We start from the raw sequence: 15,042 nt of genomic DNA, 5'->3' as shown, positions 1-15,042 counted from the left end.
TCCCTTGGATTTTTTGAGGTTTATTTTATATTCTGGTTGAGAATATCTGTCTAACTATCCACGTTACTTATCATTGAAGTTGATCTTGTCCTTTTATATAGGTGGCTGAAATGTATCCTGTGTCTATCTGCCTTCTTTGACTTGAGGAAGCAGGGCTGTACCAGATCTATCTATCAAGATGGCTGGATTGGATGATTTTTATCGATAGAACTCAACATAAAATTTTACGTTCCCTAGCGGTTTTATGTGGTGCCTTATAGTTGGTTCTACTACGCCAAATTTTTTAGGACTCAACTCAACAATCTCCACTTCAGGCTCTTGAATCGTATATTCCAGTGATCCGGAGAGGATTACAATTTTCCCCCATACTCCCTCCTTGGTATTGTGATCTTTCAGTAGTCCTGGAGGGATGTCTTCTTCAGTGAATTCAGGGGTTTTCTTATAGGGGGTTATACCTGGGGGCAACTCTTTCATTGACGGCAACCTTTTATTGTTTGGATAGAATTTTGGCAATCTAGCCTTTGGTTATAGGCTGATTGGAGCCACTTTTTTTGAATGGTTCTCAATAAACCCTAGGTAGGTTGATGCGAGAAGTTCTGGTGCTTCCCACTGCGGATAGTGTCCCACTTTTGCCAGTTCTACGATGCCAGCTGGCCGCTCTATCAGTTCGCGGAACCGGGCTACCATATGTGCGCCTGAAACCGGGTCATATGAGCCATTTATGAGCTGCAGTGGGCCAGGGTACTGGTTTAGGGCATCCAGCCATCGCTGGCGGTATTCGAGTCGTTCTTGCATGTAATTTATCAGTTTGTGGAAACGGTATTTGCCGCCGTTGTACTGGATAATTTGCCAGAGTTCACGCAATTCGGTCTCTGTGGGCTTGGTGGCAGGTCCAAACAGCACCTTGAAGCTGCGGCAGAATTGACGATAGTTCACTAGCAAGTTGATCAGGGGGCCGATGGGGGAAATCAGTAACTTCTGGATGGGTCGTGCTTTGTGCGTTTCAGGAAAGAGACCACCATTCAGTAAGCACGTAGAACGGAAAAGCTTCTTTTCCCGGCTATTGTCTCTAGCGAGCAGTTCCTGGGCAACGGTATCGCCGTAGTCGTGTGCCAATAGATGTAATGAAGTGATTTCTAGGCGATGTAGAAGCTCTTCTTGTAAGTCGGCTTGCTCATGGATGCTATACCGGTGTTGTTTTGGTTTGTCAGAATACCCAAAGCCCAGCATATCCATGGCAATACACCGGAAATTTTCCGTAAGTTGTGGCCAAACTTTATGCCAGTCATAGCTACTTGTTGGGAAGCCGTGAACCATCAATAGTATTGGCTTCTGAAGGTTATTTGGATCGCTGTCGATATAGAATAACCGGTGATTTTGGTAGCTGAAGTATTGGCCACTTGATAACCACTGTTGAGGCTGCATTGGTTCTTCCATTTCTTATCGTTGTATTCGCAGCAAAGATTGCATGAAGCGAGTACAATCTCAAGCAGTGCCGGATATTGGCGTAAAGAGTAACTACCCTGTGCCACGCAGGGCGTAAATCGCGGGCTTGTTGATTACCTTCCATACAGAAAGCAGGGTAACCGATGCGGTTAGGCCGATAATAAGTAGTGGTGGCAGCAGCCAGCCCCAGAGGCTGGTTTCAATGCTGAACTCGCTTTGCTCAAGCCAAAGTGCCAGTGGGACCACTACCAAAGTCGCTACAGCGATACCGATAATTACGGGAATCAAGCTATCGATCAGGGTGTGATAGAAAATCGTCGCTGGGCGGGCGCCGATTGCCATGCGCACGCCAAGCTCGGTACGCCGCAGTTGTACACTGTAACTGAGCACTCCAAAGATACCGATGGCAGCAAGGCTGAGTGCCAGTAATGTGAGGGCGGTGGTTACCCAAACTGAGACCCGGTCATTGCTTAGGAGTAGGTCTCGCGCCTGCTCCAGGGAGAATAGCTCGGAAACTTTGTACTGCCTGTTTACTCCGGCAAATTCCCGATTGATTTCTGTGGTGCTGAGTGGTTGGTGAGGCTTATGTCTGAGTACGAGTAGGGGATAGCTCACATTGATACCGCGCACAAATAAGCGGGCGGGTTCCTTTTTGCCGGGCAGGCTTGCGTTGCGCACTATGCCGACCACTTGGTAGGGCAAATCACCTCGCCAGTAGTAGCGCTTACCTAATACTTCTCCATCCGGTTCCAGCTGCTGGGCCAGGGTTTCGTTAACGAGCATCATGCGATTGTTATCGGAAAACTCAGCCGCACTGATATGGCGGCCAGCTACCAGTGGCATACGCAAAATGGAAAGGTAGTTTTCGTCGACGACTGTGGTCTTGGCCATCACCGGGTTTTGTCGGCTGGCATCCTGACTCAGGGATGTGGTCCAGAGTGGCCGGCTGATAGAGATAGGAGTGTTTAAGCTCAGGCTGGCATTTTGTACTTTGGGGTGCTCCAGCAATCTTTGCCTGATGGCCTTCAGATAACTCTCTCGCTCGGTAGTGGGGGCGCTCCTAAGATTGCCGATATTCAGAGTCATTACCTGAACGTTGTCCAAAGGGAAACCAAATGGTTGGTTAATCAGGCGATTGGCTTGCAGGAATATCTGTAAACTGGCGACTATGAGTAAGCTGGTCATTGCCACTTGGCTACTGATGAGTACCTTGCGGATTAGAGGCGAGATCTGTACGCCGGAACCTTTGCCGCTGCTCTGCAGCATTTGATTCAGTGCGCGGTAATTAACCTGGCGACTGACTATGGCTGAGAAGAACAGGGCGAGAAGTAAGGCACACAACAGTGCAAAAACCAGTGTCTGCCAGTTTAAGGTGAGCTCTTGAATGCGAGGAATTTGTTCCGTAGCCATCACCTTTAATACTTCCGTCGACCCCAGGGCTAAAAGTAGAGAAAGTAATGCAGCCCCTAACATAAGTAGGCCGATTTCACACAGCAGGGCCAAAAAGATATGTTTTTTGTGTGCGCCCAACGCGACCTGTATCGCCATATTGCGTTGTTGTTTGGCTGCGCGAGAAAGAATCAGGTTGGTAACATTGGCGCAGGCAATTAACAGAAGCACCAGTGTACCGCCCATTACCATTAGAGTTCGCGTGGCACTGTCGCCAAGTATTTTATTGGCGAAGGGGGTGAGTCGGTATTCAACGGACCTTTCTACCGAAGAGGATCTTCCCGCTAGGGCCGCTTGATACTGGGCATCCATTAATGTGCTTAATTCATGCCCCGCACTGGCGGGGTCAATGCCCGGCTTCAGCTTTCCTGTGAGCATGCGAAAAGGCAGGAAGCCTCTCCAATTATTTCTGCGCTCTACTTGTGTATCGTTAAAGTCCCAGGGCAGCCAGACCGCCGTTTGTCGGCCCTGCTTATAGATCTGGGGTTCAATGAAGTCTTTGGCGGTGACGCCGACAATACGAAAGTCCACCTCCCCAAATTGCAGGCTTTGCTCCAAGACATTTGGGCTGCGCCGGAACATCTGCTCCCAGGTTTGATAGCTGATAACCGCCACGGGAACCCGGCTGTCGAGCCCTTCATCGGTATTGAATTGTCTGCCCAAGGCCAGGGGTGCTCCAGCCAGCTGGAGATATTCCGGAGAGACATAGGAAACATTAACCCGTGGTGATCCGGATAAGTTGCGAACCACATCTTCCCAGAAGTACACCAGGGCGCTGGATTCGAAGAAACTGTCGTTCTTATAGATTTCAACCAGGGCGGGGTATTGGCTGTTGTTTTCCAGCCGCAGCTGCTTGTTCTGGTAGAGATTACCATTCACGACATACAGCCGATCTTCGTCCGGGTAGGGTAGGGGCGCGGCTAGCAGTTGGTAGTTGAGATTAAATAGCGTTACCAGGGCGCCGAGGGTGATACCCAGGGTTAAAATAATAGTGGTGGCGTAGCTCCGCGCCCGGCTGAGGGACTGGAGGGCAATGGACAGGTCCTTTGTGGTGATCATAGGGCCATCTCGTGAGGCTCTTTTATGGGCTGCGGCGTTGAGATTTTTCCATCCAGCAGATGCAATTGGCGGCTGGCCATGTCTGCATAACGAGGGTCATGGGTCACCATGCACAGGGTGGTCCCTTCATTGTTGAGCTGCCGCAGCATTTCCATTACCGCATCGCCATTGTGGGAATCCAAATTGCCGGTGGGCTCGTCTACCAGCAGCAGGGATGGATTGCCAACTAGCGCCCGGGCTATGGCGATTCGCTGCTGTTGGCCACCGGACAACTGGTTAGGTTTGTGAGAGGCCCTGTGACCCATCCCTACCTTCTCCAGGCAATGTTTCACTTTTTTGTCGGCTTCAGACTTGGCAATTGGATTGCGTCGGTATCGCAGGGGCAGGGCGATATTGTCGTAGACAGAGAGTTCGTCAATCAGGTTAAAGGACTGGAAGATAAAGCCTACTTTCTCGTTGCGAATTGTCGCGGCCTCACTTAGCGTCAATTGAGCGACTTCAGTGCCTTCAATCTGATAGCTGCCGCTGGTGGGGAGGTCCAGCAGGCCGAGGATCGAGAGAAGTGTGGATTTACCGCAACCCGAGGGGCCGCAGATAGAAACAAATTCCCCCGAGTAAATACTCAGGTCAACGCCCCGCAGGGCGTGAGTTTCCATTTCTTCGGTGCTGAACACCTTAGTGATCCCGGCCATATGGAGGATTGGCTTGGACATAGCGAACTCCCTGTTCTCGCTTTGGGTTTCAGGCTTTAGTCAACAATCTGGATATGCTCAGCTTCATTAAAATTGGCCATATCCGAGAGGATGATGCGGTCCGCTTCATTGAGGCCTTGGGTGACCTGGATATATCGACCTGACTCCTCGCCGAAACTGATGGGCTGGAGTGCCGCTTCCTCCCCGTTTTCATTAATCAGGAAGAGGTTGGTCTCACTGTGCCTCTGTACATTGATAGGTCTCTCGACGAACAGTGTATCTTCCATAGTGGCGGTGAAGATCCGGGCATCGACGTTGAGCTGTGGCCTGGCAGACTCCGGGGCGCCCGCGCTAAAAGCAATTTCCACTTCAATATTGCCGTCCCGAACCTCAGGAGTAATACGGGTTACCACACCCTCGACTTTTTCCCTGCGGGTATCAATTTCAGCGGGCTGGCCAACCTCCAGTTGCTCTGCTTTGGATTGTGGTACTTGAACCAGGGCGAGTAGATCTGTCTCGCTGCCGATCAGTGCCAGCTCCTGCCCGGGATCGACACCTTGCCCCAGCTCTACCGGTAGTCTTTGCAGTATGCCGTCCAGGCCGGCGCGTACCGTCAGTCGCTCTGTTCGTTGCTGGATACTTTGCAGTTGGGTCTGGGCTTGGTTGATTTGCTCGCGCTGGATTAACTCTGATTCGACGGCGACTTTGCGCAGGTGATTGATACGCTGTTTTTGAAGGTCCACACGTTTTTTCATCTGTTCCTGGCGTAAGACGGTGGTTTGGTAGGTGAGCTGGGAAACCACTCCACTTTTTACCAGCTCGTCCTCAGCTTCGCGACGCAACTTGATCACCTGGTAATTGGAGTTCAGCTCCGCGAGTATGGCTTCCTCCGCGAGCACATCGCGCTGGTTGTTCAGAACAAGCCGGCGCAGATTAGCTTCCTCCTGTTCCAGGGAGGTTTCGGCTCCATCCAGATCGCGCATTAACTCGGGATTACTCAGCTGCATAATGATGCTATCACTTTGTACTTCTGCACCGGGACGCAACATAATCTTTTCAACGTTCGCTGCGGTTAGAGCGGTAATTAACGTCTGCTTGTCTGAACGCAGCCTACCATAGCCATCTACCACAACTTGCAGGTCTCCCCGTTGGACGGTACCCAGCATCAGCTGTTCCCGCTCAACTTTGTAGGCGCTGTCAGGAAGTAAGAGGAGAGTGCTGGTGAATGCCACAAAAGCTAGAGCAGCACCACCCAACATTAAAGGGTGCTTAATCAGGGGGCGTTTCTTAGGTTTAATAATATCCATATTGTGGCATTTCCTTGGTTAAGCAATCGTTGCACGCTTTTCTGCTGTGAAACCTTGATGTGGAGGCGCGTTAGAGGTGGAAAACCATAGCGATTAAAAAGGGTGGTATTCCTGTTGGAACTCCGAGGGAGGGCGGGTTTTTATCTTGTAATTAGTACTGTCGAGCATATTTTTATGATCAAAACTTAGGCTGTATAAGGGTTTTAGGTGAGGCTGAAAATGCAGGAAAATTGGTGCAAGAACCAGTTGCTTGCGGTGAATGGTAGGGAAATACAGGACGGTTTGAATATTGTGAGGTGGGCAGTCACTTGAGAAATTTAACGATTACCCAATGAATTTTGAGGATCAACTCACAAGTTAAAAGAAAGAGATATGATGGAAATAAGGTGTCGTGGCTTAGTGAATCCGGTGGTTTGTCTAAACCACTACACCGTTAACAAAATAGGTTTGTAAAAAGAAGGGCTTGATAAGCCTTAGTGCAAATTACAGGCCGGGGGTTATCCCAGAGCTTTGACCAATAGCGCCTGTTGAAGTTGATCGTCATCAACCCCCCCTGGTCGGGGTATCTGCACGATATGCCCGGATCCCGGAGCTACATCGATCGCTTTGCCTTCCGTATTCTCCATTTGCTTCAAGGGGAAGAACAAGCTACCGCTGGGAGTCATTAACTCCAATTGATCACCGCGTTCAAAGCGATTTTTAACATCAATCGTCAAATACTCAGGACTTCCGTCAATAAGCTCGCCTACGAACTGTTGGCCCGGAGTTGATATCAATCCCTTTTCATATTGCTGGTATTCTGCTGGTGGATGGCGACGGTAGAAACCTTCCGTGTAGCCCCTATTTGAGAGGGTTTCCAATTCGTCCATCATCTTCATGTCAAAGTCTTTTCCTGCTGCAGCATCGTCTATCGCGCGACGATAGATCTGGGCAGTACGAGCCACATAGTAGTGGGATTTGGTGCGACCTTCGATTTTTAAAGAGTGAACCCCCATTTCCGTGAGGCGCTTGACATGCTGTACAGCCCGTAGATCTTTGGAGTTCATGATGTAGGTACCGTGCTCATCTTCGTAGGCCGGCATATATTCTCCAGGACGACCTTCTTCCTGCAGTAAAAAGGCCTGGGATGTACTGTCACTGGCGGAGGTGGGTTGCTGGGTTTGCACATGAATCAATTCGCCAACTTCATTCTCTTTGGCTTCATGAGCTTGGTATTGCCAGCGGCAGGAGTTGGTGCAGGCGCCCTGGTTGGCATCTCTATGGGTCATATAACCGGACAGCAAGCAGCGCCCGGAATAGGCGATACAGAGTGCACCGTGGACAAAGACTTCCAGCTCCATCTCAGGCACTCTCTGGCGAATTTCTTCAATCTCATCCAGGGACAGTTCCCGGGAAAGTATCACCCGAGATAACCCCTGGCGATGCCAGAACTTTACGGTTGCGTAGTTTACCGCATTGGCCTGTACGGATAGGTGGACTGGCAGATCAGGCCAACGCTCCCTTACCATCATGATCAGGCCCGGGTCGGACATAATCAGGGCGTCAGGCCCCATTTCGACAATTTCTTCCAGGTCCCGCAGGTAACTGCGAACTTTGTCGTTGTGAGCGGCGATGTTAGAGGCGATATAGAACTGTTTTCCCTGCTGGTGTGCTTCCTCTATGCCTAGGCGCAGGGTTTCAATATTTTTGAATTCATTATTGCGCACACGCAAGCTGTAGCGGGGCTGGCCGGCATAAACGGCATCGGCACCATAGGCAAACGCATATCGCATATTTTTTAAAGTCCCTGCGGGGGACAGTAACTCAGGTTTAAGCACGGAAAAACTCATAGTGGAATAGTTGGACGCGGCCGCATGTTAACGGTATTCAAGATCGCACTAATTGATATAAATCAATTAGTGCCGGGGTGGAAGTGATAAGCTGATTTGGACGGGGCTATGCTTGTTTTTCTAGCCGAATGATTGACCTCTGATTTATGCTACTTACTTGTTAATTCTGTAGGACCTGTTGATAACCTTGCGTATATACCCAGTCATTATTCTTGGCTGGCAAGTGGCATCCAAAACAGTTGTTAAGTCCGCTGCCCTTCCAGGTTTTGGTTTCACTTTCTGTTATTCCTGGCTTAAATAAAGCCCATCCCCAACCTTCGGCCCAGGCCTCGTTTTTGGGAAATCGCCCTTCAGTGTCCTTTACCATCATAAATGTGAACTGGAGATCAGAGGAGTAGTATGCCAAACCAGTAGTAAGTGGTTCTGATTTGGTGCTGTTGACGTCTTTTACCAGTACTGCGCCATCCGGGAATTTTCCGGTGTTACGAAAGGCTTTAACTGCCGCAGGTTGGGTGTAAACATTGTGGGTATCCCATCCCTCGCCATTCGAGGACTTAACCTGATAAGAGCCGAGAAAGGTCCAGTTTTGGCGGTAATCCTTAGGCAAGGTGATATTTCCCCGTGGATCGACGAAATTACTGAATGTGGACTTTAGGTTTTCCTGGGCTATGGCCTGCAGGCTAAAGAGAATTCCCAGTGTCGCTAAACAGATGGTCCGCATGACGTCTCTTCCTATGTTGATTCAATAGAGATGAGGATTAGCTCTGGCCCTCAATATTTTGAAAGTATAGGGAGGCGAGGGGTGATGAACTGTCAGCTAGCTGACAAAAAAATTGGATTTAGCCTTGCGCTAAGTCTTTGAGGGCGTTTTTGTTAAGTAAACATATATGTTGGCGTGTGTAATCGATAACGCCTTCCTGTTTCCAACGGTTAAGTAGCTGGCTGACAGTTTGTCTACTGCCGCCGGCCATAGCCGCTAACTCAGACTGGGAAAGCCTAACGTCCAGTTCATGCCCGTGGGCGCAGGGTTGCCCCCGAAAATAAAAGAGTTGAGATAACAAGCTTGCTAATCTTACAGGCAGTGGTGCGGTGATATGCTGAAATATACGCTGCTGCAACAGGGATTCCCTGTTGGCTAAATGCTCTATAAGGTCTTCTGGGGTTTGTGACAGAGAAAGCATCAGTGTATTGAGGTTTTCTGGAAAGGTTACCTCTAGCTCACAGCCTATTTTGGCAATTGCTTCGATATCTTGTGAATTCCCGCCTAGGCCGGGGCCAAACCAGGAGCCTGGTCCATATAAGTCTACAAGCCCAGAATTGCCTTGAAAATCCACTTTATGGATAAGAACATAGCCTGTATGAATAAAATAGATTTTTCTGGATTCTTGTCCCTGGCGGAATAATACTGTTTCTTTAGCGCAGTATATTCTTTTTGTTTTAGCGGCTATTTCTTGCAATTTAACATAATCCTGCTGGAGGCTCTTAAAGTTAGGTCTCTTTGTTTCGAGCGAGTTAGTTTTTTTGGGGGGGTCATTGAACCCTTAGCCTAATATCTAATTTCAAACAATATCGCGTCGGATGCACCCTAAATCCCTCACAAGCTGGTGTCTTAAATAGTAATGGTCTGGCAGGCCGACTTAATGTGGCGGTTGTAAATTCCAGGAGCCAGTATCATCAAGATATTTTTCTCGATTATCAAGCTTCGGGTCGAGGATCTCACTTCAAACTGATTAGTGGCGTTGTCGAAAACAGCTAAACTCGTGTAATTTCCTTTTGTTTTTTGCATCAGGCTCTTAGCTATGTGTTCTGATTCAAGCCGGGCTGACCGCCCAGATTATGATCAGGTGATACAGGATATTGCTGATTATGTCCTCAAATTCCAGGTTGATTCTAATGAGGCTTGGCGAACATCCCGCTATTGCTTGATGGATTCTCTGGGTTGTGCGTGTCTGGCATTAGGTTTTCCTGAATGCACTAAATTATTGGGTCCTCTGGCAGAGGGCACTGTGGTGCCTAATGGGGCCCGTGTGCCGGGTACCCAATTCCGTATGGACCCGGTAAAGAGCGCCTGGGATATAGGCGCTACCATTCGCTGGCTGGATTACAACGATACATGGCTTGCGGCAGAGTGGGGGCATCCATCTGATAACCTGGGGGCCATATTGGCGGTCAGTGATTATCTTTCCCGGAAGAAGATATCCGTTGGGGAACCCCCGTTAAAGATGCGAACAGTCCTGGAGGCAATGGTTAAAGCCTATGAGATCCAGGGTGTATTGGCACTGGCTAACAGCTTTAATCGTGTGGGACTCGATCATGTTTTACTTGTGCGGGTAGCTTCGGCGGCAGTGACGACCTGGTTAAAAGGGGGGAGCCGGGAAGAGGTGATGGCTGCAGTCTCTCTGGCATGGGTGGATGGCAGTGCTTTACGTACCTATCGACATGCGCCTAATACTGGTTCCCGTAAGTCCTGGGCTGCAGGAGATGCCACATCCCGGGGAGTGCGTCTGGCTGAAATGGCTTTAAGTGGGGAAATGGGGGTACCTAGTGCGCTGACAGCAAAGCAGTGGGGGTTTTATGATGTTTCTTTCAGTAAAACCAATGCCGATCAGAAAATAAAGGCGCCGGTAAATCGCCAATTTCACTTTTCCCGGGAGTACGGCTCCTATGTTATTGAAAATATTTTGTTCAAAATTTCTTACCCAGCCGAGTTCCACAGTCAAACGGCTTGTGAGGCGGCGATTATCCTGCATTCAAAGATTGAAGGACGTTTTGCTGATATTGATAAGGTTGTAGTCACTACCCATGAGTCGGCAATTCGGATTATTTCCAAAACAGGTCACTTGGCTAATGCCGCGGATAGAGATCATTGTCTTCAATATATTGTTGCAGTCGGCCTGCTGTTTGGAGATTTGTCCGCCGGGTGTTATGAGAATGATTTTCACCAGGATCATCCGGAAATAGATGAGTTACGTAAAAAAATTGAAGTTGTTGAGGATAAGCGTTATAGCGATGAGTATCTCGACCCGAACAAGCGATCTATTGCCAGCGCGGTCCAGGTATTTTTCAGGAATGGCAGCGAGACAGAAAAGATTGAAGTGGAATATCCATTGGGGCACAGACGCCGACGTAAGGAGGGTATGCCGTTGCTAGAGGAAAAGTTCAGGTCAAACCTGCTCTCGCGTTTTCCTCCTCATCGGGCGGAAAAAATCATTGATCTCTTCAAAGCACAAAAGAAATTTGAGGAGACGCCGGTAAATAGATTTATGGATTTATTGGTAATTTGACCAATTCAATTTCCGCTTAAAGTGGATACAGAAAAGGCGGCCAGAGGCCGCCTTTTCTTAAGTTCTTAAAGATACATGACAGCCAAACTGCTCAACCCAAACCCAATTTGGATGACTGCCCTAAAAAGCAATAATTAGAACTTGTACTCAGCACCGATACCGGCATAGCTGCGGTCGTAGTCGCCATCAGCAGTTTCGTCGGTGTAGAAACCGAATACTTTGGCAGAGCTGTTGAACTTGTAGTCAAGGCCCAGGCTGTAGGTCTCACCACCTTCCTTTTTAATATCAGACTGGCCGTACTGAGCCTTCATAGTCCACTGTTCGATTTTGTAGGCTACAGAGCCCATCCAGCCGTCGGTGCTGTTGCCAGCAGCGTCTTCCTGGTCTTCGAACAACGCACCTACCTGTACAGGGCCGATGTTGTACTGGGCTACAAAGCGTTGAACGTCGATGTCCTGGCCTTCAACATCCTGGTCGAATGCATAGGCCATGAAAACGCCATTGTTATCGTAGGCAACAGAAGCAGAGATACCGTTGTTGCGCTCTTCGCCAGTTTCTTCGTTAATGACTTCGCCTTTATTGCTGATATAAGCAGCAGAAGCTTTGAAGCCAGCGAAAGAAGGAGTAGTGTACTGCAGGGCATCTTCTTCGCGGTTGTCGCTGCTGGTAATCAGGCTTTTGATATCGCCTTCCAGGTCGTTGAACAGGTCAACTTTCTTCTGCGCAACTTTCAGCGGGGTGTCAAATTTACCCGCGATAACCTGACCAAAGCCGCCTTCCAGGCCAGCGTAGATGTTGCGTTGGGAGAAGGTGTCATCGGCGTCTCCGTCCATATCTACTTCGTATTCCATACGGTAGATACCCTTGATGCCGTCGGTCAGGGCGATTTCACCCTTAACGCCCAGGCGGGAAGCGTTGCTCTGAACGTCAGTTTCAGAGCCGTCACCCTCATCAGCAGCCTGGAAGGTGACATTGGCTTTGCCGTAAAAGTCGAGTACATCGCCTTCATCTTGGGCGTTGGCCATAGTAGGAATCATGGCAACGATGGCCAGAGAGAGAGCGGTCTTATTCATAGTCGTCTCGCACAGTTTATGGTTTTGGGTTGAGGGGTGGCCTTCCGTTCTGTTTGTTGGCTGTCCCTCTATTTGGTGCGGATTTTGCGACTTGAATATTACAAACATGTTAAAGATGGCACTTTTCTTAAAAAAATATGACCAGGCGGTGCCATTAATAACAGTTAAGGTAGCCTGAAAATTGTAAATCACGGCGTTTTAAGCCTTGAGTGGTGCAGCTGTATATCATTTGTAGATGAAGCCTTTGTGTGGATTCCTTACAGGGAGTATTTCTTATTGATAGCAATGGGCCGCAGGCTGACAGGCTCCCCTGTCGCCAAAAGAGAAAAAAGAGCTGGTGGGTCTAGGGTACCGATACTTGGCGGGCCGATTGTGTGGCTATGGGTGTTTTCCCTGTCAATTGTATTGGTTGGGCTACTTCCCGTATTGCCCCGGCCCACAGAGCTATTGGGTGGCTACCTGGTAGTAAGCCTTGTTGTGGCACCGTCTTCGCAGCGTATCAGTCTATGGGGCATTCTTTTAGTGTCCTTTGCTGGGTCGTCCTGGGCACTATTTTCCAACCAGGCAGTCCTGGATCAACGATTGCCTCTTTGGGCTCATGGGTCAGATCATTTCTTGGATATAGGAGTCACTTCTTTGCCAGAAATCCGCTCAGTAGACGGAGGGAGCTGGCAGCGAGATCCGGGTGTCAATATACGCTTTCAGGCTAAAGTGGTCTCTACGAATGAAGATATTGTCTCTGGGAGTCTTCTCTATCTCACCTGGTACCGAGTAACTCCGAGCGCTCTTGTTCAATTGCGAGGTAACAGTCATTGGAGGTTGCCCGTCCGTCTAAAGCGACCGCGGGGTAGTGTAAACCCCTATGGGTTTGACTACGAGGGCTGGTTATTGCGTCGTGGTGTGTATGCAACTGGCTATGTTCGCCCGAAAGATCTAAAGCCAGAATGGTTGGGGCAGGGCTGGGGGCTGGCGAAAATACGCGATGTGTTTCGTGAAGCTCTTCGAGAACTGCCGATTGAAAGGCCTGCACTGGCGGCCGCGCTGCTACTAGGGGATCGCAGTGGGCTCAGTGGGGAGGAACGTGAAATATTGCAGCGGACGGGGACAGCGCACTTGTTGGCCATTTCTGGACTTCACGTTGGGATGGTTGCGGGCTTTCTACTGCTGATCGGCAATATGATTAGTCGAAGTGCTGGTGTGTTTATTGGCGCTAGCCTGCGGTTACTTCCGGTCATCTTGGCGTCTTCCGGGGTCTTGGTTTACACCCTGCTGGCTGGCGCACCGCTATCAGCCCAGAGGGCGATGGTAATGACATGGGTGTTGCTACTCGCCTGGCAGTGGCGCCGTAGGATAGGTGCGGGATTTGCTTTCGCTCTGGCTTTGACGCTTGTACTGGTGATTCAGCCTCTTGCCTTTTACGAAGCTGGATTCTGGCTGTCATTCGCTGCAGTAGCGGCGTTGCTCCTCGGCTTCGGTGGGCGACAGGTGATTGGGAAGGGACACCAGGACCAAGGTAGGGAAGGGGGTTGGCGGTCGTTACCCAGGGTTGCAGATACTCTCAATGCTTTTCTTCAGCTGCTACGTAGCCAATGGCTGGTCGCGCTGGGCTTGATACTACCTTCAGTTGTCTACTTTTCCGGTTACAGCAGCGGCGGATTACTGCTTAACTTACTCGCTATTCCGTGGTTGGGCTTGCTAGTCCTGCCAGCTTTGATGTTGGGGGCTTTGTTAATAAACACGGCGTTGGGGCATTTGTTTCTCAGTTTTGCCGGATGGCAGCTGGACCTTCTCTTGCAGCTATTGGAGAGAGCTGACAGATACTTGCCCACCTGGCAGGCTCTGAGCCCTCCCCAGGGTGTGTTGATGTTATCAGTTGTCGCGGGGTGCCTGCTGATGTTACTGATGCCGAGGGGAATGCCGGGAAGAAACCTGGGGTGGCTATTCCTGTTACCTCTGATTCAACCGGTATTGCCTCTACCTGCAACTGAGCGTGAGGGGCTCACATTTGCTGTGTTGGATGTAGGGCAGGGCCTGGCTTTAGTTCTTTATTCTTCACGGGGTAAGCTGGTAGTTGATGCCGGGCCGGTTTCGAATTCCGGATGGAGTGCGGGAAATACAATTGTTGCACCGTTTCTCAGTGGTAGAGGAATTGATCAACTGGATGCGCTGATTGTCAGCCATGGTGATCAGGATCACGCCGGGGGCGTTGAGGGGGTGTTGTCTGGTAAATCTGTTAGCAACCTGTACGCACCAGGAAAGTTAGGGCAAAAATTAGCGGCTGGCTTGGATGTATTCTCCAAAACTTGCGTTGCGGGCAAAGAAGAAAAATTTGGTGATATTAATATCCGCTGGCTTTGGCCCGAGCAAGTAACAGTTACTGGTGAGGAGAATGACCACAGCTGTGTTGCCCTGGTTGAATGGGGTGAGGTACGGATATTGCTAACCGGTGATATCAGTGCTGCAGTAGAACGCCGCCTGCTAATGACTTATCCGCAGTTTGTTCCAGTGGATGTACTGGTGGCACCTCACCATGGTTCAAAGACTTCATCATCCATGGCTTTGTTGAACTGGGCAAAGCCCAGACATGTTGTTTTCAGTGCGGGATTTCGTCATCACTTTGGTCATCCACACTCCGAAGTGGTTGCGCGGTATCACGAAGTTGGTGCGCGAATTTTCAATACTGCCGACAGTGGCGCGGTTGAATTTTTCTGGGGGGAAAACGCTCTAGAACCTGAAATTTTTATCGCGCGGTCGGCTCCGCGATTTTGGTATGCGAGTCACACTGATAGCGAAGGATTACCTGGAAGACTTAGCCGCCGGGAGTAGCTGTGATAAAGTGCCCTTCCTGCATCTCAAGTGCAGAAGAAAATTACGAAAATCCCTCTCGCTGTTTGGGGCCAAAA

The 15,042-nt window shown here is 49.7% G+C and carries 11 protein-coding genes; 2 read left to right on the top strand and 9 right to left on the bottom strand.

The annotated features are described in order from the left end of the window. Window positions 1-198: 198 nt before the first annotated feature. The 8 genes from ABWV76_RS13850 to ABWV76_RS13815 form a co-directional block, all read right to left on the bottom strand. The gene (locus ABWV76_RS13850; protein ID WP_353376272.1) at window positions 199-474 is read right to left on the bottom strand and encodes a TehB family protein; all 276 of its coding nucleotides are present in this window, start codon (window positions 472-474) and stop codon (window positions 199-201) included. A 51-nt stretch (window positions 475-525) separates the two neighbouring features. Next, the gene (locus tag ABWV76_RS13845; RefSeq protein WP_353376271.1) at window positions 526-1,425 is read right to left on the bottom strand and encodes an alpha/beta fold hydrolase; all 900 of its coding nucleotides are present in this window, start codon (window positions 1,423-1,425) and stop codon (window positions 526-528) included. A gap of 93 nt (window positions 1,426-1,518) precedes the next feature. After that, entirely contained in the window at window positions 1,519-3,954 is a 2,436-nt protein-coding gene (locus tag ABWV76_RS13840) for an ABC transporter permease (RefSeq protein WP_353376270.1), read from the bottom strand. After that, entirely contained in the window at window positions 3,951-4,667 is a 717-nt protein-coding gene (locus tag ABWV76_RS13835; protein WP_353376269.1) for an ABC transporter ATP-binding protein, read from the bottom strand. The genes ABWV76_RS13840 and ABWV76_RS13835 overlap by 4 nt, the downstream gene beginning before the upstream one ends. A 35-nt stretch (window positions 4,668-4,702) precedes the next feature. Continuing rightward, window positions 4,703-5,953, bottom strand: coding sequence for an efflux RND transporter periplasmic adaptor subunit (locus ABWV76_RS13830; protein WP_353376268.1), 1,251 nt, complete (start codon window positions 5,951-5,953; stop codon window positions 4,703-4,705). A 497-nt stretch (window positions 5,954-6,450) separates the two neighbouring features. Beyond that, the gene (gene trhP / locus ABWV76_RS13825) at window positions 6,451-7,782 is read right to left on the bottom strand and encodes a prephenate-dependent tRNA uridine(34) hydroxylase TrhP (protein ID WP_353376267.1); all 1,332 of its coding nucleotides are present in this window, start codon (window positions 7,780-7,782) and stop codon (window positions 6,451-6,453) included. A gap of 160 nt (window positions 7,783-7,942) precedes the next feature. Further along, on the bottom strand, window positions 7,943-8,503 hold the full coding sequence (locus tag ABWV76_RS13820) for a cytochrome P460 family protein (RefSeq protein ID WP_353376266.1): 561 nt from the start codon (window positions 8,501-8,503) through the stop codon (window positions 7,943-7,945). Window positions 8,504-8,621: 118 nt separating this feature from the next. Then, window positions 8,622-9,239, bottom strand: a complete 618-nt coding sequence (locus ABWV76_RS13815; protein ID WP_020412953.1) for a Crp/Fnr family transcriptional regulator — start codon at window positions 9,237-9,239, stop codon at window positions 8,622-8,624. Between the two features lie 342 nt (window positions 9,240-9,581). Between ABWV76_RS13815 and ABWV76_RS13810 the strand changes: the two genes are divergently transcribed. Next, a complete protein-coding gene (locus ABWV76_RS13810) occupies window positions 9,582-11,066 on the top strand; it encodes a bifunctional 2-methylcitrate dehydratase/aconitate hydratase (RefSeq protein ID WP_353376265.1) in 1,485 nt (494 codons plus the stop codon). Window positions 11,067-11,200: 134 nt separating this feature from the next. Here the strand turns inward: ABWV76_RS13810 and ABWV76_RS13805 are convergent, their stop codons facing one another. Then, window positions 11,201-12,139 (bottom strand): porin, encoded by a 939-nt coding sequence (locus tag ABWV76_RS13805; RefSeq protein ID WP_282953379.1) that lies wholly within the window; start codon window positions 12,137-12,139, stop codon window positions 11,201-11,203. Window positions 12,140-12,511: 372 nt separating this feature from the next. Between ABWV76_RS13805 and ABWV76_RS13800 the strand changes: the two genes are divergently transcribed. After that, window positions 12,512-14,965 carry a DNA internalization-related competence protein ComEC/Rec2 gene (locus ABWV76_RS13800; RefSeq protein WP_353376264.1) on the top strand — a complete coding sequence of 818 codons (2,454 nt, stop codon included), beginning with the start codon at window positions 12,512-12,514 and terminating at the stop codon, window positions 14,963-14,965. Window positions 14,966-15,042: the final 77 nt, after the last annotated feature.

It is taken from the genome of Microbulbifer sp. NBRC 101763, from assembly GCF_040371615.1.
Lineage (GTDB): Bacteria > Pseudomonadota > Gammaproteobacteria > Pseudomonadales > Cellvibrionaceae > Microbulbifer > Microbulbifer variabilis.
This window is presented reverse-complemented; position numbering and strand designations above follow the sequence as displayed.